Source organism: Methylomonas sp. 2F7 (assembly GCF_057126975.1).
In genome coordinates this window covers 3,127,243-3,151,160 of the sequence record NZ_CP195203.1, presented here as the reverse complement: position 1 = coordinate 3,151,160, position 23,918 = coordinate 3,127,243, and the positions used below count along the sequence as shown (strand labels likewise).

Annotated in this window: 24 protein-coding genes; 16 read left to right on the top strand and 8 right to left on the bottom strand. The window is 51.6% G+C overall.

Annotation, left to right across the window (positions count from 1 at the left end; genetic code table 11):
* The first annotated feature begins 2 nt into the window (after positions 1 to 2).
* The 3 genes from ACR64Q_RS14030 to ACR64Q_RS14020 all read left to right on the top strand — a co-directional run bounded on the left by ACR64Q_RS14030 (position 3) and on the right by ACR64Q_RS14020 (position 2,139).
* On the top strand, positions 3 to 620 hold the full coding sequence (locus ACR64Q_RS14030) for a TIGR04282 family arsenosugar biosynthesis glycosyltransferase (protein WP_313732149.1): 618 nt from the start codon (positions 3 to 5) through the stop codon (positions 618 to 620).
* 509 nt (positions 621 to 1,129) lie between these two features.
* Positions 1,130 to 1,465 carry a DUF1508 domain-containing protein gene (locus ACR64Q_RS14025; RefSeq protein ID WP_020482603.1) on the top strand — a complete coding sequence of 112 codons (336 nt, stop codon included), beginning with the start codon at positions 1,130 to 1,132 and terminating at the stop codon, positions 1,463 to 1,465.
* 56 nt (positions 1,466 to 1,521) lie between these two features.
* Positions 1,522 to 2,139, top strand: a complete 618-nt coding sequence (locus tag ACR64Q_RS14020) for a hypothetical protein (RefSeq protein WP_313732150.1) — start codon at positions 1,522 to 1,524, stop codon at positions 2,137 to 2,139.
* A 68-nt stretch (positions 2,140 to 2,207) separates the two neighbouring features.
* Here the strand turns inward: ACR64Q_RS14020 and ACR64Q_RS14015 are convergent, their stop codons facing one another.
* Positions 2,208 to 2,720 (bottom strand): YgjV family protein, encoded by a 513-nt coding sequence (locus ACR64Q_RS14015; RefSeq protein WP_313732151.1) that lies wholly within the window; start codon positions 2,718 to 2,720, stop codon positions 2,208 to 2,210.
* A 43-nt stretch (positions 2,721 to 2,763) separates the two neighbouring features.
* Positions 2,764 to 4,506, bottom strand: coding sequence for an NAD-dependent malic enzyme (locus ACR64Q_RS14010; protein ID WP_313732152.1), 1,743 nt, complete (start codon positions 4,504 to 4,506; stop codon positions 2,764 to 2,766).
* A 268-nt stretch (positions 4,507 to 4,774) separates the two neighbouring features.
* Here ACR64Q_RS14010 and ACR64Q_RS14005 point away from each other — a divergent pair, with 268 nt between their 5' ends.
* A complete protein-coding gene (locus ACR64Q_RS14005) occupies positions 4,775 to 6,121 on the top strand; it encodes a peptide MFS transporter (protein ID WP_313732153.1) in 1,347 nt (448 codons plus the stop codon).
* Between the two features lie 496 nt (positions 6,122 to 6,617).
* Here ACR64Q_RS14005 and ACR64Q_RS14000 read toward each other — a convergent pair whose 3' ends face one another.
* The 3 genes from ACR64Q_RS14000 to ACR64Q_RS13990 form a co-directional block, all read right to left on the bottom strand.
* Positions 6,618 to 7,661, bottom strand: a complete 1,044-nt coding sequence (locus ACR64Q_RS14000) for a methyltransferase domain-containing protein (protein ID WP_313732154.1) — start codon at positions 7,659 to 7,661, stop codon at positions 6,618 to 6,620.
* Between the two features lie 35 nt (positions 7,662 to 7,696).
* Complete coding sequence (locus ACR64Q_RS13995) at positions 7,697 to 7,936, bottom strand: hypothetical protein (protein WP_313732155.1); 240 nt, start codon at positions 7,934 to 7,936, stop codon at positions 7,697 to 7,699.
* 419 nt (positions 7,937 to 8,355) lie between these two features.
* Positions 8,356 to 8,796 (bottom strand): cupin domain-containing protein, encoded by a 441-nt coding sequence (locus ACR64Q_RS13990; RefSeq protein ID WP_313732156.1) that lies wholly within the window; start codon positions 8,794 to 8,796, stop codon positions 8,356 to 8,358.
* 378 nt (positions 8,797 to 9,174) lie between these two features.
* Between ACR64Q_RS13990 and ACR64Q_RS13985 the strand changes: the two genes are divergently transcribed.
* Together ACR64Q_RS13985 and ACR64Q_RS13980 are read left to right on the top strand one after the other, a co-directional pair.
* Positions 9,175 to 9,816, top strand: a complete 642-nt coding sequence (locus ACR64Q_RS13985; protein ID WP_483823337.1) for a methyltransferase — start codon at positions 9,175 to 9,177, stop codon at positions 9,814 to 9,816.
* A 116-nt stretch (positions 9,817 to 9,932) separates the two neighbouring features.
* A complete protein-coding gene (locus tag ACR64Q_RS13980; RefSeq protein WP_313732158.1) occupies positions 9,933 to 10,640 on the top strand; it encodes a hypothetical protein in 708 nt (235 codons plus the stop codon).
* A 95-nt stretch (positions 10,641 to 10,735) separates the two neighbouring features.
* Here ACR64Q_RS13980 and ylqF read toward each other — a convergent pair whose 3' ends face one another.
* Positions 10,736 to 11,668: a ribosome biogenesis GTPase YlqF gene (ylqF, locus tag ACR64Q_RS13975; protein WP_313732159.1), complete on the bottom strand. Its 933-nt coding sequence runs from the start codon at positions 11,666 to 11,668 to the stop codon at positions 10,736 to 10,738.
* Positions 11,669 to 11,963: 295 nt separating this feature from the next.
* Between ylqF and gap the strand changes: the two genes are divergently transcribed.
* Together gap and pyk are read left to right on the top strand one after the other, a co-directional pair.
* Positions 11,964 to 12,977: a type I glyceraldehyde-3-phosphate dehydrogenase gene (gene gap, locus ACR64Q_RS13970; RefSeq protein ID WP_313732160.1), complete on the top strand. Its 1,014-nt coding sequence runs from the start codon at positions 11,964 to 11,966 to the stop codon at positions 12,975 to 12,977.
* Between the two features lie 8 nt (positions 12,978 to 12,985).
* The gene (gene pyk / locus ACR64Q_RS13965) at positions 12,986 to 14,419 is read left to right on the top strand and encodes a pyruvate kinase (RefSeq protein ID WP_313732161.1); all 1,434 of its coding nucleotides are present in this window, start codon (positions 12,986 to 12,988) and stop codon (positions 14,417 to 14,419) included.
* A 70-nt stretch (positions 14,420 to 14,489) separates the two neighbouring features.
* Here pyk and uvrD read toward each other — a convergent pair whose 3' ends face one another.
* Positions 14,490 to 16,655, bottom strand: coding sequence for a DNA helicase II (gene uvrD, locus ACR64Q_RS13960; protein WP_313732162.1), 2,166 nt, complete (start codon positions 16,653 to 16,655; stop codon positions 14,490 to 14,492).
* A 101-nt stretch (positions 16,656 to 16,756) separates the two neighbouring features.
* Here uvrD and ACR64Q_RS13955 point away from each other — a divergent pair, with 101 nt between their 5' ends.
* Entirely contained in the window at positions 16,757 to 16,990 is a 234-nt protein-coding gene (locus tag ACR64Q_RS13955) for a YgaP family membrane protein (protein WP_313732163.1), read from the top strand.
* Positions 16,991 to 17,053: 63 nt separating this feature from the next.
* Here ACR64Q_RS13955 and ACR64Q_RS13950 read toward each other — a convergent pair whose 3' ends face one another.
* Entirely contained in the window at positions 17,054 to 17,494 is a 441-nt protein-coding gene (locus ACR64Q_RS13950; protein ID WP_313732164.1) for an FxsA family protein, read from the bottom strand.
* A 72-nt stretch (positions 17,495 to 17,566) separates the two neighbouring features.
* On the opposite strand from ACR64Q_RS13950, the gene cutA reads away from it, so the two are divergent.
* From cutA to prmA, 7 genes are all read left to right on the top strand, one after another.
* A complete protein-coding gene (gene cutA / locus ACR64Q_RS13945; RefSeq protein ID WP_313732165.1) occupies positions 17,567 to 17,884 on the top strand; it encodes a divalent-cation tolerance protein CutA in 318 nt (105 codons plus the stop codon).
* Entirely contained in the window at positions 17,866 to 20,082 is a 2,217-nt protein-coding gene (gene dsbD, locus ACR64Q_RS13940) for a protein-disulfide reductase DsbD (RefSeq protein WP_313732166.1), read from the top strand. The genes cutA and dsbD overlap by 19 nt, the downstream gene beginning before the upstream one ends.
* Positions 20,079 to 20,606, top strand: coding sequence for a TlpA family protein disulfide reductase (locus tag ACR64Q_RS13935; protein WP_313732167.1), 528 nt, complete (start codon positions 20,079 to 20,081; stop codon positions 20,604 to 20,606). The genes dsbD and ACR64Q_RS13935 overlap by 4 nt, the downstream gene beginning before the upstream one ends.
* Before the next feature lie 112 nt (positions 20,607 to 20,718).
* Complete coding sequence (gene aroQ, locus ACR64Q_RS13930) at positions 20,719 to 21,180, top strand: type II 3-dehydroquinate dehydratase (protein ID WP_313732168.1); 462 nt, start codon at positions 20,719 to 20,721, stop codon at positions 21,178 to 21,180.
* Complete coding sequence (accB, locus tag ACR64Q_RS13925) at positions 21,170 to 21,604, top strand: acetyl-CoA carboxylase biotin carboxyl carrier protein (protein WP_313732169.1); 435 nt, start codon at positions 21,170 to 21,172, stop codon at positions 21,602 to 21,604. The genes aroQ and accB overlap by 11 nt, the downstream gene beginning before the upstream one ends.
* Before the next feature lie 20 nt (positions 21,605 to 21,624).
* Positions 21,625 to 22,968, top strand: a complete 1,344-nt coding sequence (gene accC / locus ACR64Q_RS13920) for an acetyl-CoA carboxylase biotin carboxylase subunit (RefSeq protein WP_020482567.1) — start codon at positions 21,625 to 21,627, stop codon at positions 22,966 to 22,968.
* Positions 22,969 to 23,032: 64 nt separating this feature from the next.
* Entirely contained in the window at positions 23,033 to 23,917 is an 885-nt protein-coding gene (gene prmA, locus ACR64Q_RS13915) for a 50S ribosomal protein L11 methyltransferase (protein WP_313732170.1), read from the top strand.
* Position 23,918: the final 1 nt, after the last annotated feature.

Sequence of the window (23,918 nt, the reverse complement as noted above, 5' to 3'; positions counted from 1 at the left end):
CCATGCCCACGCTGTATCCCGATAGCGTACTGTTGATTTTTTGCAAAGCGCCGACTCCCGGCCAAGTCAAAACCCGGCTGCAACCAGCCTTAAATGCCGAACAGGCTGCCGCAGCACACCGACAACTGACTTATATGACCCTGGATCGCGCCTTCCAGCAGCCTTTGTGTGCGGTTGAACTGCACTGCGCGCCGGACGCCAGCCATGATTTTTTTCAGGATTGTGCGCGGCGTTTTCCGCTGACATTGAAGGTGCAACACGGCGCCGACTTGGGTGAACGCATGCACCGTGCCTTTGCTGATGCGTTAGGCAGATACCGCCATGCCTTGCTGATGGGTTGCGACTGTCCCAGTCTTTCTAGTGACGATTTGCTTCGCGCATTGACGGTGTTACGCGAAGGTCATGATGCGGTTATCGCGCCGGCCGACGATGGCGGGTATGTGATGATCGGCTTAAACGCAACACAACCGAGACTGTTCAGCGACATGAGCTGGGGCCATGACCAGGTCATTGCAGCCACCCGCAACCGGGCAAAGGACATCGGTTTGAACCTTTACGAACTGGATAGCCAATGGGATGTGGACACTTACTCCGACTGGCTGCGCTATTCGGCTATGTAAAAATTGCATGACTAGCAAGATCTTCAGCTATGCGTCATACCCGCATGGAAGCCGGTATCCAGTGCCATGTATGGTGGGCTTCGAATCATCCCTGAAGCCTGGATTCCGGCAATCCCTGCCGGAATGACGATCTTTTGGGCACTAGCTAAAATCAGGAAAAATTATGAGCGGAACCCAACTTGATGCGCAATATTGCCGAGCAGGATTTGTCGGCATTCAGGCATAGGCTGCAAAGCGAATTGGCCGCTACTTGATGAGAACGGTTCACTGGCTATCAGATCGCCCAATGTCGTGTAGCAAAACCGACAATTGAACATCTACTGAGCTGTTTCTGGCTGATTTTTAAGGAATTTTTGTTGGCATAACGCTTGCTTTTGGATTTATAGCCTCTGCCGGTCACGCTTTAGTTCCTCTGCAATCGCGCTTTTCCGATAGCTTGGGAGTAATCGGGAGACTGAAAATTGATCGGCCACGATCTTCCATTCAACTGTTAACTTCCGGGACAGAATATGCCAGCCACTTTTCAACTTAAAGCCAACGACGACAATCAGTATTCCTTTTCTTTTGTGAACAGTAAGGGCGAACTGATTCTGATCAGCGGCGATTACGACAACAAAGAAGAAGCTCTCCAGGGCATTAAAGAAGTGCGAACCGGCTCCTTAATGAGCAACCAGATTGCCGCCAGCAAGGTTCCTGAAGGCGATACTTTTTTTGTGATTAAAGATGCGGCCGGCGCCATCATTGTCAAAAGCGTTTTATTCAACTCGAACATGGTATTCGACAATGCGCTGCACACGGTTAAAGACAATGCCTGCGTTGCCGAAATCGTCGATCTGACGCTGTAAACTTGGGCTGAAAGCGCGGCTTTAATTTTTACATAGCGAAAATAGGTAAAGACAATATGGGTGTCGAGCTAAAAATTGTTCGAGAATTGGCCACGGTATGCGTTACTGCAAGCGAACTGGTGGCAATTGAAAATCTGATTAAAGGCGAACTGGCCAAGCCGGCATTCATCGAGCAATTCGACAAAATGGCAAACTCAATCAAGGAGTGTTACGGCGTAAGCACCGCGAGTTTGCAGACTTGGCTGGCGATGACCACCGAAACCGAATTTTGCGAAAAATTCGATGCCGCCTATGCCCACCACAAAGCCACTTACCTCAGTATTACCAACCGGCCACGGGTGGCATCGGAGCGGGCTTACCTAGATTACATGCTGCTCCGGGAATTTAAGGAGACCCAAACCGCTTATCCGCTGCTAAAACTGACCTTCGCACGGCTGGATGAGTTTATCGATAAATGGATAACAAACGATGCCTGGCTGGCGATGTCCATCGAGAATTTGGTAAAAATGCTGTATCGATTTCTGACCGAAGTCGCCGAGCTTAAGCAAAAAGACCCAACCGATGCATTCACTATTTATCAAACGCTGATGGCCGCGTTGCGCCCTTATTGCGCCTTGCTTGAAAATAACTGGAAAGTCCTGGAAGAACCCGTTGCGGAGACAGAAACGGTATAAAGCCATTTCAGAAACGCCGTCACGGGGTAGGGGACGGCTCAAGTGTTTTATATTGAAGGGGCGCGTTGTTATTGGGCAAACAGCTTGCGTATCGTCCGCAGATTAAGGCCCATCGCCACGGTTTCGGCTACAAACGCCGGCCAGGCTTGCCAGATATAATCGTTGCTTATCCATGCCACACTGGAAGCCAACAGTGCAACGCGCATGCGGCGATTATCCAGATAAAACAAAGCCAGTGTGGTGTTGATTACCGCAAAGGCCGGCAGTAAAGAGATCGGGCCTTGCCAAGAGAATGCCGTAAGCCCGCTAAACAAGGCCACGAACCCTGCCGCCGCCCAGCGCTTGTACAAACCTTTCTCCAGACGGTTGGACAGCATGGTGCGCAGGGCGGTACTGGCCATGGTCAAGCCGGCGGTCCAGGCATCCAGCAACAAGTATTGCACGGCCCACAGCACGGCCCCGGCCGCGGACCAGCGCCGAAACGCCAGGCCATCCGGCAGACAATAAGCCCGCCATTCCACCAGAATGCCAATCCCGCCAATCAGGTAAGCGAGATTCAGCAGATTCAAATCTAATTGCAAGTGCTAAGTCTTACCGCTGAGCCTTCTTAGTGGGGAAATTCCATCAATTTGTTACCGCTGCCCCGGCATATTTGCAAGGCAGATACTCGGCTTTCCAGAGATTGGCTTTAACGTAGGCTTCCAGATCAATGCCCACTAAATCCTGCCGCGTCGCGGAGCCGTCTTCCAGGGCTTTAGCCAATACCCGATTAGCCACAAATAAACTGACTTGTTTTAGATCGCCCACCGGCGGGAAGATCAGGCCGGCAGTCAAACAATTCTCCGCGATGTAGTCGGCCAAGGTATAGGCAGACTCCAAGACCATCGCGTCGCTAATCCGGCTGCACTCGCCCAACACCGCGGCAAGGCCCAAGCCGGGAAATATAAAGGCATTATTGCCCTGCCCAATCGGATAACGCCGGCCTTGATATTGTACGTCGGCGAATGGGCTGCCGGTTGCAACCATTGCCGAGCCTTGCGTCCACTCCAAAATGTCTTCCGGCGTGGCTTCGCAATTGGCGGTGGGGTTGGATAAAGGGAAAATAATGGGGTGAGCGTGGTTTGCCGCCATGGTTTTAATCACGGTTTCGGTGAACAATCCCGGCACGCCAGTTAGTCCGAGCAATACGGTGGGCTTGGCATGAGTGACCACTTCCAGCAGGTTGGGTACCCTATCATCGGGAATATCCCAGTCGTGATAACTTTCCTGAGTATGCGACAGCGGCAATTTGTAAGCCTCGGTGGTGGCTTCCTTGACCACCAGACCATGGGCATCGACCACGAAAATCCGCTGCAGAATTTGCTCCATGGTTAAACCTTCGCGCAGCATGCCTTTTTTAATGGTACTGGCCACGCCAAATCCGCCGGCACCGGCGCCTACCACTACCACGGTTTGCTCTGCCAGGGTTTCGCCTTTCTTACGGCAAGCCGACAGCAGGCCAGCCAAGGCCATCGCTCCAGTGCCTTGGATGTCGTCGTTAAAACAGGGCATAACATCTTTGTATTTCGCCAATAAATCGAAGGCCACGTTTTTGGCAAAATCTTCCCATTGGATAATGGCTTTTGGCCAGACTTTCTGTACCGAGTTAACAAATTTATCGACCAATTCGAAATAAGGCTGGTCGTGCAAGCGCTGGGTGTGTGCACCTAAATAAAAAGGATCGTCCAGCAATTCGGCGCGGTTGGTACCCACGTCCAGATTGACCGGCAAGGTTTGAAACGGACACATGCCGCCGCCGACGGTATACAGCCCCAATTTGCCGATGCAAATCGCCAAGCCGCCCATGCCTTGGTCGCCGATACCCAGAATCGACGAGGAATCGGTCACCACAATCATGCGAATATCGTGCAAGGGGTAGTTTTGCAAAATGGTTTCGGCCCGGTCGATATTGGCTGCCGAAAAAGTCAATCCGCGTGTGGTGGTAAAGTTGGAGCTGAACTGCTGCACCGCCAAGCCTATCGTTGGGGTGTAGACTATCGGCACCATTTCGTCCAGATGCCGTTCCAACAGCGCGTAAAACAGTACTTCGGTGCGGTCTTGCAGCGCCCGGAGAAATTGATACTTGGAAATATCATCTGCTTGTTTTTGATAATTGGCGTATAGCCGTTCGAGCTGGTGTTCCATATCCGTCACTTGCGGCGGCAGCAAGCCATCCAAGCCCAGTTCGATGCGTTCCTGCACACTAAACGCTGTGCCTTTATTGGTTGCCGGTAGCCTGAGTAAAGTCACGCCCCGAATCGAAACTTCTACATATTTGTTACCGTCGGCATCTAGCCGGTAGTCGAAATAATCGCTTAGCGTTGTCATTAAGTTTCCTTGAAAATATTTAATCGAAATCCAGGGGCTAACCAGGAGTTCGAATAGCGCAAACTATGGCGCGTGTTCCCTTTATAACAGCCTAATCGGCGATGCGGTAGCCGAAAACATGCTGAATGGGCACTTTTTTTGTCGCTTATAGTTGCCGTGTTTCAAGGCGGTGCATTTACTGAGGGGTTACCGCAAAAATGCCCCAGATTGGCGCTTGTGAGATGATGTTCAACACGCTTTCCAAAGAAACTAACAACACTTTTCCCACGTGAATAAAAAAAAACTGTTTGGTCATCCCATCGGCTTGTTCGTGCTGTTTTTCACCGAAATGTGGGAGCGATTTTCCTATTACGGGATGCGCGCCTTGCTGGTGTTGTACATGACCCAACATTTAATTCAAGCCGCGCAAACCAATACGTTGGTATTCGGATTTGCGCCGCTACAGACGGGTTTGCAGGGATTGTTCGGGCCGTTGTCCACGCAAGCCTTGGCCTCGCAGATTTACGGTTTATATACCGGCTTGGTGTACTTCACCCCGCTGTTCGGCGGGATTTTGGCCGACCGAGTGTGGGGGCCGCGCAAATGTGTGATAGTAGGCAGCGTGTTGATGGCTATCGGTCATTTTTTGATGGCTGCCGAAGCGTTTTTCCTGTTGGCGTTGCTGTTTTTGATTCTGGGTAACGGCTGTTTCAAGCCCAATATTTCGACTCAAGTGGGCAATTTATATCCCCCCGACGATCCGCGCCGTGACGGCGCGTTTACGATTTTTTATATGGGCATCAATCTGGGGGCGTTTTTCTCGCCGTTGATCTGCGGCACCTTGGGCCAGCGCTACGGCTGGCATTACGGCTTCGGCGCCGCCGGCTTCGGGATGCTAATGGGTTTGCTGGTCTATCTGTTTGGGCAAAAATATCTGGGTGCGGATCAATTTGTTAAACCTGCGGCTTACGTGATCAAGCCTGAACCGCTGACTACTAAAGAATGGCAGGCACTAGGCGGATTAATGGCTTTAGCAGTGCTGAATATTCTGTTCTGGGCAGTTTACGAGCAGCAAGGCAACACACTGCAACTGTTCGCCGAACACAACACCGATTGGCATATCCTGGGCTGGGAAATGCCCTCCACATGGTTTCAATCCCTGAATCCGGCCTTCATATTCCTGTTGGTGCCGCTAATCGACCGAATATCCAGGTACCGTGCCAGCCAGGGCCGGCAAAGTTCCAGTGTCGGCAAAATGGCATTCGGCTCGATATTGCTGGGCGCATCGTTCTTGGTGCTGATTTTCGCGATTAGCGATGTGCAATCCGCCGAAAAAATCAGCTTTCTGTGGTTGGCGCTGTGTACCTTGATTTACACGCTTGGCGAACTTTATTTATCGCCGGTCGGTTTGTCGCTGGTCAGCAAAGTCTCGCCGCCGCGTTTGGTAGGGATGTTGATGGGCACGTGGTTTCTGTCGACGTTTTTCGGCAATTATTTGTCGGGCTACATCGGCAGTTTTTACGAGCAAATGCCAAGACAGGATTTCTTTCTGTTATTGGCAGTGATGGGCGGCGCTACCGGCTTGGCGATTTTTGCTTTCAAACCGCTGTTAAAAAAAGCGGTCGGGGCGGATTAACTATTGCGGATCAGTGTTGGTCGGACAGTTGCCATTGACAGGTTTGGGGTCTGGCTGCTTTTAGCCGGTACTTGGCAATTATTTTGATTCTTCTCTATTCTTTATCCAACCGGTTTTGCAACTGTCGGTATAGCGATGCTCGCTTTATTGCGGCAACTCGAGCACATCATCACATGAACACCAATCGCTACCCGTTCGCTCAAACAGAACGGCTTTTCCAAACCCACTGAAACCAGGTCGGTAAAGTTTACTGTTAACCCGGTTCCTGAAGTGCAGCCGACAACAAAAGCTTCAGCTATAACCTGTTGGGCCGCAAAACCGGCGCCAACAAAACCGGCTCCGCCATCGGCTATATCTGTGGCAACGCCGGCGGCAAAATCCTGGCCTATCTGTATGATCCGGCCGATATCCGCTCCCGCACACCTGGCTGGAAGCCACAGCGTTCCGAGTCGCCGCCAGGCACTACACTCTCACTGTTTGATCGGATGAGCCCATCTCAGCAACAGGCGCTGTCAGTCTTGACGGCTTCGCTGCCGGGGCCGGGCGAGCAATTGAATAAGCCGAAATGCCGGGTCTTGTCGCCCAATACTCGGAAGTGTTCGCCATAGCGGCTACCCGCGAGCATGTCGGCGGTGTTACCGCAGACTCTTAACGGCCGGCCGGTTTCGAAATGATGATGATCGTCCAAATCGAAGCTGTGCGGGTGTTGCTCAATAGTGCCCAAATAAGTCGCGACTTGGCCGAAGTCCTCGCAACGATCTTCCAATGGCATTTTAAAGGCGCGCACTGTCACTGAATCGAACTTGATCATGCCGATTTTTGCGAATACTTCCGGGTCGTCGATGCTGATGGGATTTTGTTTGACCTTGCGGACATCGGGGCAGCCTAAGTCTTGCAAAATGCGCCGGAAGTCTTCCCAATACAAAGCGCCACCCAGGCATTCGCCCAATAAAACCGGGTCTTGGCGCAGTCCGAATGGGATGCGGCGGTCGGCAAATACATCGGAAAAATACAGTTCGCCGCCGGGTTTCAATACCCGGAATATTTCCGCCAGCACACTGGGCTTTTCCGGCGATAGATTGATCACGCAGTTGGAGACTACTACGTCGATGCTGTTATCGGCGATACCCACGGTGTGCAGGTTTTCGATGTGACCGTGCAAAAACTCAACATTGGCAAACCCAAAGCGTTCGGCGTGCCAGTTGCGATGACGCACGGCAACTTCCAATTGCTCGGGTGTCATATCCACGCCAATTACCCGTCCTGTCGCGCCGACCAGTTTCGACAGCAGATAGCAGTCGCGGCCGGTGCCGCAGCCCAAATCCAGCACCGTTTTACCAGTCAACGCGGGGGGTAATGGTGATCCGCAGCCGTAAAACCGTTCCAAGATTTCGGGATGCAGGTTGACCACCAAGGCTTTTAAATAGTTCGGCATGGCGTCGATGCTGCAACAGGCGCTAGTTTTTAGATCCTTGCTGGATTGCAAGACCTGGCCGTAGTAATGGCGGACCGATTCGCTGATCTCGATACTGGTAGTCATGAAAAGCCTCGTATTTTTATTATTGAAGATAAGTGCTAGGCGTATGAAATGGCAGCGGAACAGATAGCCATGCAGGGTAAGGTCAGCAGCAAGGATAAGGCAATCGATGCGATCGCTCCAGTATTGGCCTTGCCGCGGCCAAGCCGATACCGAATAAAGAACCCACCGAAACGTGGGGGGAAACCGGCATCCCAAATTTGCTGGTGAAAATTACCAATAATGCGCTGACCAGGTTGGCCGGCAAACCTTGAAGTTGTCATGGTCACCGTTAGCATAGGCGTCTGCCGAGTAAGCTTGTGCGCAAATCGGCGGTATAACCGCTAGATTTTTTATCGACTTTGGAAGACGCGATGGGATGAATTCTCAGCGAGGCCTGGCTTAGCAGATACCCGTCGACGTCTCTCCATCCCGACACCGAACGTCCCCTCGATTCTCTTTAACTTTACCATACAAGCCTATCTAAGGGCACACCCGCCCGGGCTTCGACGAGCTCAGCCTGAACGGAATACTCGTGATAAATAGGGCCGGGTTAATACATAGTTAAACCCCTAAGTCATGAATAGATATGGCCGAGACGAGATGACGGCATTAAAGCCTTGAGCAACTGGATATTGCCGGTACAGCCCAATGCCTCAGCAAACGCTAACCGACTGGGAGCATTGCACCGGTTCAAAATTCCGACATCGCGCGATTTTTATCCCGTTTGCCGGGACTGTGCTTGGTGTAATGCCACGAAGTCGGACATCGCCAGGCTACCGATAACGTTGGCATCGTCGTCCAGTATGTCGTAAAGCACCCCGGTGCCGCGGATGCTGAACAACAGGATGACGTCAATGTCGCCGCCGCCTTCCCGGTGCGGCACGTCGCTGGCCGGGCTGAGGGTGTAGCTGCCGACCGGCCTGATTTCCTTCAATGTGCCGTCGGCGTGGTAGATTCTATGTTCGCCTTGGATGACAAAAATGTGGTTTGGCGCTTTGTGTCGGTGCAGCACTATTTGTTGGCCGGCGGCAAATTTGAACAAGACGTCGGCAATGTTGGCGTCGGCGTCGATGTTCAGAATGAAATAGCGTAAATGCTCAAATCCCTCCAGGGTTTGCCAATCGATACGGCGGTCGTCGAAAAGATATGTGTTCATGGCGATGTTTTCTGTTTGATAGTGGCTGGGTGTGCGACTGATACGCAGGCTGATGTTTGGGCTCTGAATATCGCGAACTGTTGCAGTTTAGGCGAGACGGCGGCTTGGGTAAGCTGATATTTGCCCGAAAAAGTCGGGCAAATTGCCCGCGCTTACGTGGCTGTCGAGCTGCTTGGCCGACATCAAAGGCGGGCAGTTAGCCAACGCTGCGGACTCTGCGCGGCTGGCGATAACGGCATAGGGTTTGGCTGCCAGCGGCTGTTTGTTGTAGGATTTAAGTGTGAACCGGCCAGCCGTTTACGGCAGGCTCCTAAAATGAACGCGTCCATAAGCGTGGCGCAACTCAACTCAACATAGTGAATTATGAAACAGCCGGAGATGAGCATCGATGCTCGCAAGCAGGAATTGGCCCACTATTTGGATAAACAACCTTATATGACGGAGTTGGATGGCATTAACTTGAAGATTGCCAAAAATGTGTTTCCGTCCGATTTTGGACTAACCAGCTCTTTTTTCGGGAATTTCATTCTGCAACAGCCGCCCGCTGAAATGGCTTTGGATATGGGCTGCGGCAGCGGCTATTTCGCGTTTTTGTTAAAAAAAATGGGCTGCGAAAGCGTGATGGGGGTGGACTTTAATCGGGATGCGGTGCATTGCACCTTGGAAAACACGCGTTTGAATCCTGAATTGGCGCCTATCGATTTTCTGCACAGCGATTTATTTGCCGATGTGCCGCACACGCTGTTTGACCTAATTGTTTTTAATTTCAATTATTACCCGTCCGACGGCACCTTCGGGCTGAACGAAGACGGTGGGCGCGATATATTGAAACGGTTTTTCCACCAAGTTAAAGACTACATTACCGAGCACACGCGGATTTATATTCCCTATTCGGAATTTGTCGGCGAGGAGCACGATCCGAAAAATATCGGCCCGGATTTCGGTTTCTCGGTTACCGTGGAAGAAAGCACCGTTAATCATGCCGGCGCGCATCATATTTATAAGGTCATGAAAGCGTGATTCTTTCGTGACATCTGTAATGTCATTTTCGATGGCACGGGGCCAGCATTTAGCCATAGCGGTTTGCTAGGTGCTTTTAGGAATTCCTTTAACGTCTTTTATCTAATGGTGGAACAATGATTGTCGCTAGCTGGAACATCGAAAAGAACGGGCAGGGCTCGGCAATAGAAAAGCAGGCTTTGGTTTCAGGTTTTATCGACAATATGCTCAAACCTGCCATAGTGGATGTGCTTTTTATATGCGAGGTGCATGGGGCTCGGGAAGATGCTTATGTCAATTTCCTCGATAAAGTATACAACCAGACCGATTGGCCCAGTTATTGTGTGCAGTGCTTGCACGGTGGGCATAGCAATAGCTATGTTGTGGCGATTCGTCGTAAACCTGGCCTGGACTTTGGCTTTCAGGGGGATTTTCTAGGCCTGAACCGAGGGTTGTTTTCGGTCCACGCACATGCATTCGCTCACTATAACGGTTACCTTCATTTTGGTCACTTCAAGTCCGGTCAAACCGGATTGACAAAGTATCAATTGAAAACAGCCGCAAGTATGCAGGATGCAACCTGGGCGATCACCGGGGATTTGAATTGGGAAATCGGTAACCACGCGAATTTGGACATTCAGGGATCTCATCCACACGATGTCTGGCAGGGGCAAGGTACGCATAAAGCCAATAGCGGATTGGTTAATACCTTAGACTGGGTTTTGGCTAGCAATTTGGTGCGGATTGAGCCGATTCCGCTCGATCCGAGAGTTTATGATATGGATGCGCCCGATCATCGTCCGTTGCTCTTCAATATAACCTCTGCGGACCAAATTATCTTCTAAAGCACCGGTATCGAAAAATATGCGGCTTGCGGATTCGAGGTGGATAGCTCCCGTTCTCGGCATTAAACATCTTGTGGCCGATTTTTTGAGTGATGCTATGTGGGCGGGGTTAAATGCGGCTCTAAGCCGCGCCGCCTAGCTGTTTGTTTGGCGGCTTTTTGCTCGCGGATGGCCGCCAGTTCCAGCATTTCCGCTTCTATCATCTCGGGGGTTTCCAGGGTGATTTGACCCAAGGTGCCGGCGCGCAGTTCGTTCATTAATAGCTTGGCGGCTTTGTCCAGTTCGACGATGCCGCCGCTACGCAAACAGCCGCGTTTCGCGCCGATGGCTTCTAGTAGTGCAAGTGGTTCTTCGGGCAAGGGTGCCAAACGATAGCGCTGACTTAACTGTTCTGGGTAGGCTGTACGCAGATATTCCAGTGCATAAAGCGCGATGTCGTCGTGTTGGAAAGCAGTATCCTTGATGGCGCCGGTTACCGCCAGACGGTAGCCGCTGTGGCGGTTTTCCACATTGGGCCAGAGTACGCCGGGAGTGTCGGATAGTACGATGTTATTACCCATATTGATGCGTTGCTGCTGCTTGGTGACGGCGGGTTCGTTGCCGGTCTTGGCGATGGTACGCCCGGCCAGCACATTAATAATGGTGGATTTGCCGACGTTAGGGATGCCCATGATCATGGTGCGGATGACCTTGTTGGCGGCGGTTTTCTCCGGCAGCATCTTGGCGCACAAGTCAATAATCTGTTTGATCTTGTCCGGTTGTTGGGTAGTGACGGCCAGGGTTTTGACGGCCTGTTCCCGTTCCAAATAGGCTTGCCATTTTTTAGTCAGTTCAGGATCGGCCAAATCGGTTTTGCTGAGGACGCGGATGGTGGGTTTGTCGCCGCGCAGACTGGCCAGCATGGGGTTTTGGCTGCTGTAAGGAATGCGGGCGTCGAGTATTTCAATCAGCAAATCGATGTCGGGCAAGGCGTGCTTGATCTCCTTGCTGGCCTTGTGCATGTGGCCGGGATACCATTGAATCTGCATGGGTTGTGCTGCGGTAAGTGGAAAGTTGACAGGATTGTACCTTTTATTGAGCCGGCGCTATTGATTACTGGTATTCCGCTCAGGCTTGCCGAAGCCGGATGTTGAGCGGACTTCAACAGCACAGCGCCCACACGAGCTTAAAGATGATGCGGGGTGAATAGTGTGGATTTCTGCCAGCCGCAGCGCGCCGCAGCGGTAGACGTAGAGGGCTGGTTGTTGCTACAATCCAGTCTATTTTTGGTGCTTTTGGCACATCTCGACGCAAGTCTTTCACACTCATCCCGGAGAAAACTCTATGGCAATTAAAGTTGCAATTAACGGTTATGGTCGTATCGGTCGCAATGTCATGCGCGCTTTGTACGAATCAGGTCGCACCAACGAGATCCAAGTTGTCGCTATTAACGATTTGGGCGATTCCAAAACCAACGCACACTTGACCAAATACGATACCGTACATGGTAAATTTCCGTTCGATGTTTCTGTCGACGGCGATTACATCGTGATCAACGGCGATAAAATCCGCGTATTTGCCGAAAGAGATCCCGCAAAACTGCCTTGGGCTGAATTGGGTGTTGACGTCGTTCATGAATGCACCGGTTTCTTTACCAGCAAAGCTAAAGCGTCTGCGCACATTACTGCCGGAGCAAAAAAAGTCATTATCTCCGCTCCTGGCGGCAATGATGTCGATGCAACCATTGTTTACGGTGTTAACCACCAAACCCTGAAAGCATCCGACACCGTTATCTCCAATGCCTCTTGCACCACCAACTGCTTGGCGCCATTAGTCAAGCCTTTGATGGACACCATCGGTGTTGATCACGGTTTGATGACGACTATCCACTCGTATACTAACGACCAAGTGTTGACCGATGTATACCACAGCGACTTGCACCGCGCGCGTTCCGCTACGCAATCCATGATCCCCACCAAAACCGGTGCGGCAGCGGCGGTTGGTTTGGTATTGCCGGAAATGAAAGGCAAACTCGACGGTTTTGCGATGCGCGTACCGACCATCAACGTTTCTGTGGTGGATTTGTGCTTCCAAGCTTCACGTAACACTACCAAAGAAGAAATCGACGGCATTTTGCGCGAAGCGGCTGCAGGTCCATTGAAAGGCATTTTGGCGATCAACGACGAGCCATTGGTGTCTATGGACTTCAACCACAACCCACATTCTTCAATCTACGAAGCGGGTCTGACCAAAGTCACCGGCGGCAATTTCGTGAAAGTCCTGTCCTGGTACGACAACGAATGGGGTTTCTCAAACCGTATGCTCGATACCACGGTTGCTTTGTTCAACGCTAAATAAGGGTTTACATGCTGCTACGAAGAACGAAAATCCTGGCTACGCTGGGACCTGCTACGGACAAGCCCGGTGTACTTGAAGAGTTGTTCGAGGCTGGAATCGATGTTGTAAGGCTTAATTTCTCGCACGGTTCGGCGCAGGATCATATTGATCGCGCCAACCGCGTTCGCGAATTAAGCAAGAAAACCGGCCGTAGGGTCGGTATTCTGGCTGATTTGCAAGGTCCCAAAATCCGTATCGAACGCTTCAAAGACAACAAAGTCTGGCTGGAAGAAGGTCAGGATTTTGCCTTGGATATTAATCTGGGCAAACTTGACGGCGATAATACCCAAGTGGGTATCAGCTACGAACCTTTGGCTCGCGAAGTTAAACCCGGTACTCGTTTGTTGCTGGACGATGGCCGGGTAGTCCTGGATGTGGTCGATGTGATCGACAATACCCGCGTCAACACGAAAGTGGTAGTGGGCGGTGATTTGTCCAACAACAAAGGTATCAACTTGTTGGGCGGCGGCTTGTCCGCAGCGGCCTTGACCGATAAGGACAAGGAAGACATCAAAACCATTGCGGTGATTCAAGCCGATTACGTGGCGATTTCCTTCCCGCGCACGGCAGCTGATATGAACGAAGCCCGTGAGCTATTGCAAGCAGCCGGTTCTTACGCCGGCTTGGTTGCCAAGGTAGAGCGCGCGGAAGCGATGGAAGTCATCGACGAAATCATCTTGGCCTCTGACGCGATCATGGTCGCGCGTGGCGACTTGGGGGTTGAAATCGGCGACGCCAATCTGCCAGCCGCTCAAAAACTGCTGATCAGTCGTTCGCGTGAACTGAACCGGGCCGTGATTACCGCGACACAGATGATGGAATCGATGATCGAGAATCCGATCCCAACCCGTGCGGAAGTATTCGATGTGGCCAACGCTATTGTCGACGGTACCGATGCGATCATGTTGTCCGCGGAAACTGCCTCCGGCAAGCATCCGGTGAAAACCGTGCAAGCCATGGTGCGTATCTGTCTGGAAACGGAAAAGCAACCTAGCGTGACCAAATCCATGCACCGGATGACCGACAAGTTCGAACGGATGGACGAAGCCATTGCGATGTCTGCAATGTATATGGCGAACCATACCAAAATCGCCGGTATTGCGTCTTTGACCGAATCGGGCTCCACGCCGCTATGGATGTCACGGATTAGCTCGGATATTCCTATCTTTGCCTTCAGCAGCCAGGAGCGCACTCTGGGTCGTGTGACTCTTTACAAAGGTGTATTCCCCATTCCGTTTGCCAAGGAAAAGATGGAGTCGGCCAGTGTGACTCAAAGTCTGATCAAAGCCTTGAAAGCGCGTGGTGTTGTGAAACCGGGCGATGCGCTGATTCGTACCAAAGGCGACTTGACCGGCGCCAGCGGCGGCACCAACTCTCTTAAAGTCATCACTGTCACCGACTAATTTTTAGTCGGCTTGCCTTGTTTCGTGGCGTTCGGTTTATCCGAACGCCACGATTTCAACATGCTCTAAACTACGCCGCATCCAGCTTGGCGTAAGCCAGCATCAGCCATTTGATGCCCGCATTGCGGAAATTGATCTGTACCCGCTCTTGTTCGCCTTCTCCTTCCATTTGCAGGACCACGCCCTCGCCAAATTTTTCGTGCCTGACAGGCTGACCCAGTTTGTAAGTACCCTTGCCGCCCAGGCTTGTGGTTTGTGGTGCACTATTGCTGGCCGGTCTGCTGACATTGGCGCGGAGCCTGATTTCTTGAATCGACTCCTGCGGCAGTTCGCGCAAAAATCGAGAGGCGCGCGGATAACTGTCTTTGCCGTACAGGCGCCGGGATTCGGCGTGGGTTAGATACAGCTGTTGCATCGCTCGAGTTATACCTACGTAGCACAGCCGGCGCTCTTCCTGTAAGCGGCCGGCGTCGTCCAGCGCTTGCTGAGAAGGGAATAGGCCTTCTTCCAAGCCCACTAGAAATACCAGCTTGAACTCCAAACCCTTGGCCGAATGTAGCGTCATTAATTGCACGCAATCTTCATCGACCTCGCCTTGCATTTCACCGGCTTCCAATGCGGCGTGTGCTAAAAACATGTCCAGCTCGCCCATGTTCTCGGCGTTTTCGCTGTCGTAATCGAACAATCTCGCGGCGTTGACCAGTTCCTCCAGGTTTTCTACCCGGGCTTCGCCTTTGTCTTGTTTTTCTTTCTTATAAAGTTCGATCAGGCCGCTGGTCTCGACTACTTGTTTGACGGTTTCATGCAGACTCAGCTCTTTCGTCGTTTCGCCGAGCGCAAGAATCAGGTTTAAAAAGCCGCGCAAAGCATTCGCTGCGCGGGCCGGCAACTGATTTTTCTCCAACATCACCAAGGCTGCTTGCCATAGCGACAGCTGTTGTTCGCGGGCCAGAATCCGCATGTCGTCTAGGGTCTTGGCGCCGATGCCTCGGGTTGGCGTATTCACTACCCGTTCAAAGGAAGGATCGTCGTGTGGATTAGTCGACAAACGCAGATAGGCGAGGGCGTTTTTGATTTCCATGCGCTCGAAAAAGCGTAGGCCGCCGTAAACCCGGTAGGGCGTGGCGGTGGTCATCAAGCGTTCTTCGAATTGCCGCGATTGGGCGTTGGAGCGATACAGAATCGCTGTGTCGCTACGCAAGCCGCCATCCTTAACCCATTGCCGAATTTTCTCGACCACGAAATAGGCTTCGTCTTGCTCGTTAAACGCCGAATATAGAGAAATGGCCTGGCCTTCACCGGCATCGGTCCATAATTCCTTTCCCATCCGGTTGTCGTTGTTGGCGATCAAGGTATTGGCGGCTTTCAGGATATGGCCGCTGGAGCGATAGTTCTGCTCCAGGCGGACGATGCCGTGTTCGGGATAATGCTTTTGGAAATTGAAGATGTTTTCGATTTTGGCACCGCGCCAGCCGTAGATCGATTGATCGTCGTCGCCGACCACGAATAGATTGTTGTTGCCTTCGGTGAGTAAGCGCAGCCAGGCGTATTGAATGGTGTTGGTGTCCTGGAATTCGTCGACATGGACTTGTACGAAGCGCTGCCGATAAAACGCCAATAAATCTTCGTTATCGCGCAGCAATTCGTGAGCTCTGAGCAGTAATTCGGCAAAATCCACCAGGCCGGAGCGTTGGCATACTTCTTCGTACGCCAGATAAACTTGCTTCATCTGCCGGTTATAAAAATCGCTGCTGTCCTGCATGTGCTTGGCGCGGATGCCTTCGTCTTTTTGCGCATTGATAAACCATTGCGCTTGCTTGGGCGGCCATTTGCTGTCGTCCAGATTCAGGTTTTTCATCAGCCGTTTGATGATGCGCAATTGGTCGTCGCTGTCCATTACCTGGAAGGTTTCTGGCAGATTGGCTTGCTTGGCGTGTTGCCGCAGTAAACGGTGAGCCAGGCCGTGGAAAGTGCCTATCCACATGGCGCGGGCTGGAGTCTCCAGTAACTCTTCGATACGGTTACGCATTTCGTTGGCGGCTTTGTTGGTAAACGTTACCGCCAGGATGTTATAAGGCGAAATCTGGTTGACCTGGATGTGCCAAGCGATGCGATGGACCAGCACCCGGGTTTTGCCGCTACCGGCGCCGGCCAGTACCAGCATGGCTTGCATCGGGGCAGAAACGGCCAGACGTTGATCGTCGTTTAGAGAGGTGATGATAGAAGAGACGTCCATTTTTTATAACTTGCAGATTTTGAAGAGCTGTGTATATTTGCTTGCCTTTAAGGGAAAGCCGTGCGTCGGGACTAATAACTACAACACAGAGAGGATTGGAAATGAGCTTCGATTATAAACGTTTGATCAAATTTGAGCACAACATCGGCGAGAAAGATAAGAAAGTCCGCATGGTTTCAGGGGTGGTACTGCTGAGCGTTTCGCTGTTTACCGCCAGCATATTGATGTTGTTGGTTGGTTTGGCCTTGGTTGCGACCAGTTATTCAGGCTGGTGCCCGGCATATTCGAGTTTGGATAAAAGTACCTTGGGTAGCAATACGGCTTCCGAGGGCTAATCAGCCTTAGTTGCTGGCTCCGAATCCGCGATTCCGGCGCGGATTCGGATTCAAGAGACTTTGTTAATCTTGTTTGTTGTATTCGCCTTCGATAATAGTCTGCGAATTGCGTGCTTGTTGAAATACCGGGCCCACCTGGGTTTGCAGCAAATGGTGCTCGATGATGTACTGAGCAATCTTTCTGCGTAAGGTCGGGATTAGGCAAGCGAAGCCGAGCATGTCGGTGAAAAATCCCGGTGTCAATAACAGCGCTCCGCCTACCAGCAAAATGGGGCCTTCGATCATTTCATAAGCCGGAATTTCGCCTTGCGCCAACCCGGACTGGAAGCGCTGCCAGGTGGCGAAACCTTGGCGACGCAGCAGCCAAGCGCCCAATACAGCGGTAAACACCACCAGCAAAATAGTGGGGAAAGCGCCGATCAAGCCGCCGACTTGCAGTAGCACGTATATTTCCACAAACGGCACGATCAAAAAAGCGATAAACAGAATTTGCATGGTTTTCATGGTGAGTCCGGTTGCGGTAAAAAGCCGCTAATACTAAGAGCATCTTGGTGCAAATTCCAGGATAATATCGCGATGTATCAATTGATTCTTTGTACCTGTCCGGATGCCGAGGTTGCCGATAAGCTCTCACGAGAGCTGATAAGTCAGAAACTGGCGGCTTGCGTGAACATATTGCCCGGTGTTCGTTCTGTTTATGAATGGCAAGGCGAAATCGAAACCGCTCAGGAACATTTACTGCTCATCAAAAGTCATCAAGACCGCTATGCGGCGATTGAAGCGACGCTGAAAAGCCTGCACCCCTACCAACTCCCGGAAATTATTGCGGTCGCTATAGAAAGCGGCTCGCTGGACTATTTGAAATGGATAGACTCATGCCTTGGCATCGACTGATTTTATTATGTTTGTTGGCTGTTTTTTTGCGAACTGCGGCGGCGCTGGATAGTCAAGATTTTTTGCCGCCGGAGCAGGCTTTCAAGCTAACCGCTACTGCCGAAACTGCCGATAAAGTCGAATTGCACTGGCAGATAGTCGAGGGCTATCACCTGTATCGCGATAAAACCAAGTTCCAGTCGCAAACCGCAGCGATTCAGCTCGGTCAGGCAACGATGCCGGATGGGGCTACCGAGCATGACCCGAGTCTGGGCGAAGTAGTGGTGTATCGGAACGCGCTCGATGTCGAATTACCGTTGATTAATCCAAACCGTGAAACCCAGTTGCAGTTGTTGGTTAAGTATCAAGGTTGCGCGGATGTCGGCGTTTGTTATCCGCCGCAAAAAGTGGTGCTGGATGTGGCCTTGCCTGCAACTCAGCCCGTTGCAAACAGTGGGGCGCTTAACCAATTTGTCAAAGGTCTAAAGGGTTTGACGCCCGGTTTGTTTTCCGAAGAGTTATTGCCGCCGGAGCAAGCGTTCCAGTTTTTTGCCAGTCTGAAAGATCCGCATACCGTGCAAGCGACCTGGCAAATTGCCGAGGGTTATTATCTCTATAAAGATAAGTTGTCAGTCAAAGTGGAGGGTTCTGCCCAGACGCGTCTGACACCGTTACAGCTTCCAGAGGGTGCCGCATACCACGACGCAGAGTTTGGTCAGGTGCAAATCTACCGTAACCAGATCAGCGTTGATATCCCGCTGTTACGAGATAGCACGGCTGCCGAAACCATTAAATTGCTGGCAAAGTTTCAAGGTTGTGCCGACCGTGGCGTTTGCTATCCGCCGATGCAAGCCGAAGTGAGTCTGGACTTGCCGTCTGCGGACGCCCTGCCGCCAGCCAAGCCGACTGCGGTAGTCGAGTTGTCGGAGCAGGACAAAATTGTCAATGCTTTGCGGCATGATAGTTTAGCGTTGACTTTATTCAGTTTTTTTGGATTCGGTTTGTTGTTGGCCTTTACGCCCTGTGTATTTCCGATGATCCCCATTTTATCCGGGATCATCGTCGGTCATGGCGACCAAATCGGTACGCGCAAGGCCTTTTTGCTGTCTTTGAGTTATGTGTTCGCTTCGGCCTTAATGTATACGCTGTTCGGCATCCTGGCGGCTTTGTTCGGCAGCAATCTGCAAGCGACCTTTCAAGAGCCGTGGGTCATCGCAGTGTTTTCGGGCTTGTTCGTGGTGTTATCGCTGTCGATGTTTGGCTTTTATCATTTGGAGCTGCCGAAATCCTTGCAATCCGCTTTGCACCACTCTAGCGATAAACATCGAGATGGCTCTTATTTAGGCGCCGGCATCATGGGGGCGCTATCCTCGCTGATCGTCGGGCCTTGCGTGGCCGCACCGCTGGCAGCGGCATTGATTTATATCGGTCAAACCGGCGATGTGGTGTTGGGCGGCTCGGCATTGTTCGTGATGGGCCTTGGCATGGGCGCACCGTTATTACTGTTGGGCGCATCGGCGGGAAAGCTGCTGCCCAAGGCGGGTGATTGGCTTAATGCCACCAAATCCGTATTCGGCGTGGCGATGTTGGCCGTGGCGGTGTGGATGCTGTCGCGGATTTTGCCGGCAGCGGTGACGATGTTTTTGTGGTCTGTATTATTGGTTATTCCCGCTATCTTTCTTGGTGCGATTGACCCGCTGCCGGCATCGGCCACCGGCTGGCGGAAGCTTTGGAAAGGGCTTGGTATGATCATGTTGGTATTCGGCATATTGCAGTTGATCGGCTTGAGCGCTGGAAACAGCAATCCGCTGCAACCGCTGCAAGGTATGGGGTTGAATGCTCAAGCGCAGCCGGTTGAGGGGCTCGGTTTTCAACGGGTGGGGTCGGTCACGGAACTGGAGCAACGCATCCAGCAAGCATCGGCCAGTGGCAAACCGGTGATGCTGGATTTCTATGCCGACTGGTGTATTTCCTGTAAGGAGATGGAGGCTTATACCTTCACCGATCCGCAGGTAAAGCAGCAATTGGCTAACTTCGTGGTGTTACAGGCTGACGTGACCGCTAACAATGAGGCGGATAAAGCCTTGTTAAAACGTTTCGAACTGGTTGGGCCGCCGGGCATTATATTTTTCGGTGCCGATGGCCGGGAACGGGCCGCGCAGCGGGTGATTGGCTATCAGGATGCCGCTACTTTTCTAAACACTTTGCAACAACTATGAATAAAAAAATCATACTGATCGTCGTCGCCATTGCCTTTATCGCGTTAGCGGCCGGTCTGTTTGCCAGACAATATTTTTCTGCTACCGAGACCAGTCAACCGGCGCTACAATTGAATTTCAGCTTGCCTGACCTGACGGATACGCCGCAGTCGGTCACGCAATGGCAAGGCAAAATATTGATTATCAATTTCTGGGCAACCTGGTGTCCGCCATGCTTGAAGGAAATTCCCGAGTTCATCAAGCTTCAGGACGAGTATAAAGACCAAGGTGTGCAGTTTGTCGGCATAGCCATTGAAGAGAAGCAGCCGGTAGAAGATTACCTGAAGCGCATCAAGATCAATTATCCAGTTTTGATTGGCGGCGAAGGTGCAACGATGTTGGCTCAACAACTGGGTAATGTAATCAATACCGTGCCGTTCACGGTGATCATTAATCAACAAGGGCAAATCGTGCATCATCAGTTAGGCGAATTGACGCGAGAGAAAGTGTTGGAGGTGATTGACCCATTGTTGACGGCAAAATAACTGAAAAGTCGCTAAAACGCGGGCTAATGAAGTGAAAAGCGGTTTATCTGGACAAAAACCTACAAATTAGGCAGAATTCCTATTTATTTAGTATTTTTGTTCAGCATCGGCAATGGCAAACCTCACTGTTCTCAATGGACCCAATTTAAATTTGTTAGGTGTTCGAGAACCAGGGCTATACGGGAATAGAACATTGCAGAGCATTCAGCAGGCAATGGAGCAATTGGCCCAAACGCTTGGGCATCAATTAAGCTTTTTGCAAAGCAATGCAGAGCACGAAATTATTGAACACATACATCAAGCGTATCGGCAGGGTGTTGATTTTATCATTATCAATCCCGCCGCATTTACCCATACCAGCGTGGCGATTCGCGATGCTTTGCTGGCAACCAAGATTGCATTCATAGAAGTACATTTATCGAACGTGCATGCCCGTGAGCCTTTCAGGAAGCATTCGTATTTTTCGGATATCGCCGTTGGCGTTATCTGTGGATTGGGGGCGAACGGTTACGAATTGGCTTTGCAAGCCGCTCATCAGATATTACTAGAGAGAACTCAGAACAATGGATATTAGAAAAATAAAAAAACTGATTGATCTTATCGAGGAATCCGATATTGCTGAAATAGAGATTCGCGAAGGCGAAGAATCAGTGAAAATCAGCCGTTATTCAGCGGCGGCGCCTGTGCAATACGCAGCGCCTGTTGCTGCGCCCGTGGCGGCGGCACCAATTGTCACTGCCGCTCCAGTTGAAGAAAAAGTCAGTGGTCATGTCGTGAAGTCACCCATGGTCGGGACTTTTTACCGATCTGCATCGCCCGGTTCAGCGGCATTTGTCGAGATTGGACAGTCGGTTAGCAACGGTCAAACTTTATGCATTATCGAAGCGATGAAAATTTTGAATCAGATCGAAGCCGATAAAAGCGGCAAAATCAAACAAATTCTGGTTGAAAACGGCCATCCGGTCGAATACGGCCAACCTTTGTTCATCATCGAATAACGGACAAAGGGGCTGGACTAATGTTTGAGAAAATTGTTATCGCCAATCGCGGCGAGATTGCTTTGCGCATTTTGCGGGCATGTCGCGAATTGGGCATTAAAACCGTGGCTGTGTATTCCGAAGCGGACCGCGACTTAAAACACGTAAGACTGGCCGATGAAGCCGTCTGTATCGGTCCCGCGGCATCCGCCGGCAGCTATTTGAATATCCCGGCGATTATCAGCGCCGCCGAAGTGACGGATGCCGAAGCCATCCACCCCGGCTACGGCTTTTTATCCGAAAACGCCGATTTTTCCGAAAAAGTCAGCCAAAGCGGCTTTGTATTCATCGGTCCCAGACCTGAAACTATTCGGATGATGGGTGACAAAATCGCCGCGAAAAAAGCCATGCAGGCGGCGGGGATTCCTTGTGTGCCGGGTAATGGCGATCCTTTGGGTGAAGACGAGGAAACCAATCTGAAAATGGCGCGGGAAATTGGTTACCCGGTCATTATCAAAGCGGCTGGCGGCGGCGGCGGTCGCGGCATGCGCACCGTGCATACCGAAAGCGCGCTGCTGAATGCCATTGCGATGACCAAGGCCGAAGCCGGTACAGCGTTCGGCAATAGCACCGTCTACATGGAAAAGTTTCTGGAAGATCCGCGCCATATCGAATTTCAGGTGTTAGCCGATTCGCACGGCAACGCGATACATTTAGGTGAACGCGATTGCTCTATGCAGCGTCGCCATCAAAAAGTGGTGGAGGAAGCTCCCGCTCCAGGCATTACCGAAGAGCAACGCAAACAGATGGGCGAGCGTTGCGCATTGGCTTGTCAGGAAATCGGTTATTTAGGTGCGGGTACTTTCGAGTTTCTGTATGAAAAGGGCCAGTTTTATTTCATAGAAATGAATACGCGGGTCCAGGTCGAGCACCCGGTCACCGAGATGATTACCGGCTTCGATATTGTGAAGGAACAGCTGCGTATCGCCGCCGGCGAGCCTTTGTCGATCACGCAAGAGCAGGTGAAGTTTACCGGTCATGCAATCGAATGCCGGCTGAATGCCGAGGATCCGAAAACCTTTATGCCCAGCCCTGGCGTGATCGATCAATTCCATATGCCAGGCGGGCCTGGCATCCGTTGCGAAACGCATATCTATAACGGCTATAAAGTCCCGCCGTATTACGATTCCATGATTGGCAAGCTGATTGCGCACGGCGACGATAGGGCGAGTGCGATTGCCCGGATGAAGACCGCGCTGAGCGAAATGGTGATAGACGGCATCAAAACCAATATCCCCTTGCAACAAAGTATTATGGCTGACGCGGCGTTCGCCCAGGGTGGGCAAAATATCCACTATCTGGAAAAGAAATTGGGTATCCATTAATCGGCTTGGGGGAGGGTATTGCGAAAATGGCGTCTCCTTTCCCAGCTAAAAGCTTTATATAACTATGGCCTGGCATCAGCTTTCCGTTATCACCGACGAAACCACCGCTCCTGATATATCGGAGTTTTTCAGCGAATTGGGCGCGGTTTCGGTGACTTACAGCGACGCCGATGATGAGCCGGTTTACGAGCCGGCCATCGATCAAACCAAAATCTGGACCCGTACCCGGGTCACCGCCTTGTTCGAGCTCGATACCGATCCGGATATCGTACGCAACTTGCTGTTCAATCAATTCATAGGTCAGCCTTTGCAGGAATGGGTAGCCGAGGTCTTGCAGGATCAGGCTTGGGAACGGGCGTGGATGGAGCATTTCCAGGCAATGAAGTTTGCCAATCGTTTGTGGATTTGTCCCAGTGGTCAGGAACAGCACGAGCCCGGCACGGTTTGCATGACTTTGGATCCGGGCTTGGCGTTCGGTACTGGAACGCATCCGACTACTGCATTATGTTTGGAGTGGTTGGCCGGTAACGATATTAAAGACAAAGTATTAATCGACTACGGTTGTGGCTCGGGGATTCTTGCCGTGGCCGCGCTGTTATTGGGCGCCAAGCAGGCGCATGCGGTGGATATCGATCCGCAAGCGTTGACCGCCAGTCAATACAACGCCGAAAAAAACCAGGTACAGCAACGAATCGATTATTATCTGCCCGAACAGTTTTCCGCGTTTGCAGCTGATCTGGTACTCGCCAATATTCTCGCTAAACCGCTGATTGAGCTGGCCGCAACTATTGGCGCATTGGTCAGGCCGGGCGGGCAGTTGGTTTTGTCGGGAATTTTGAACGAACAAGCCGAATCTGTAGCAGCAGCTTATCGCGAGCAGGGCTTCGTTGTTGCGCCGCCGGTCAGTCAGGAAGACTGGTGTCGATTGGACGCCTATAAAACTGACTGAA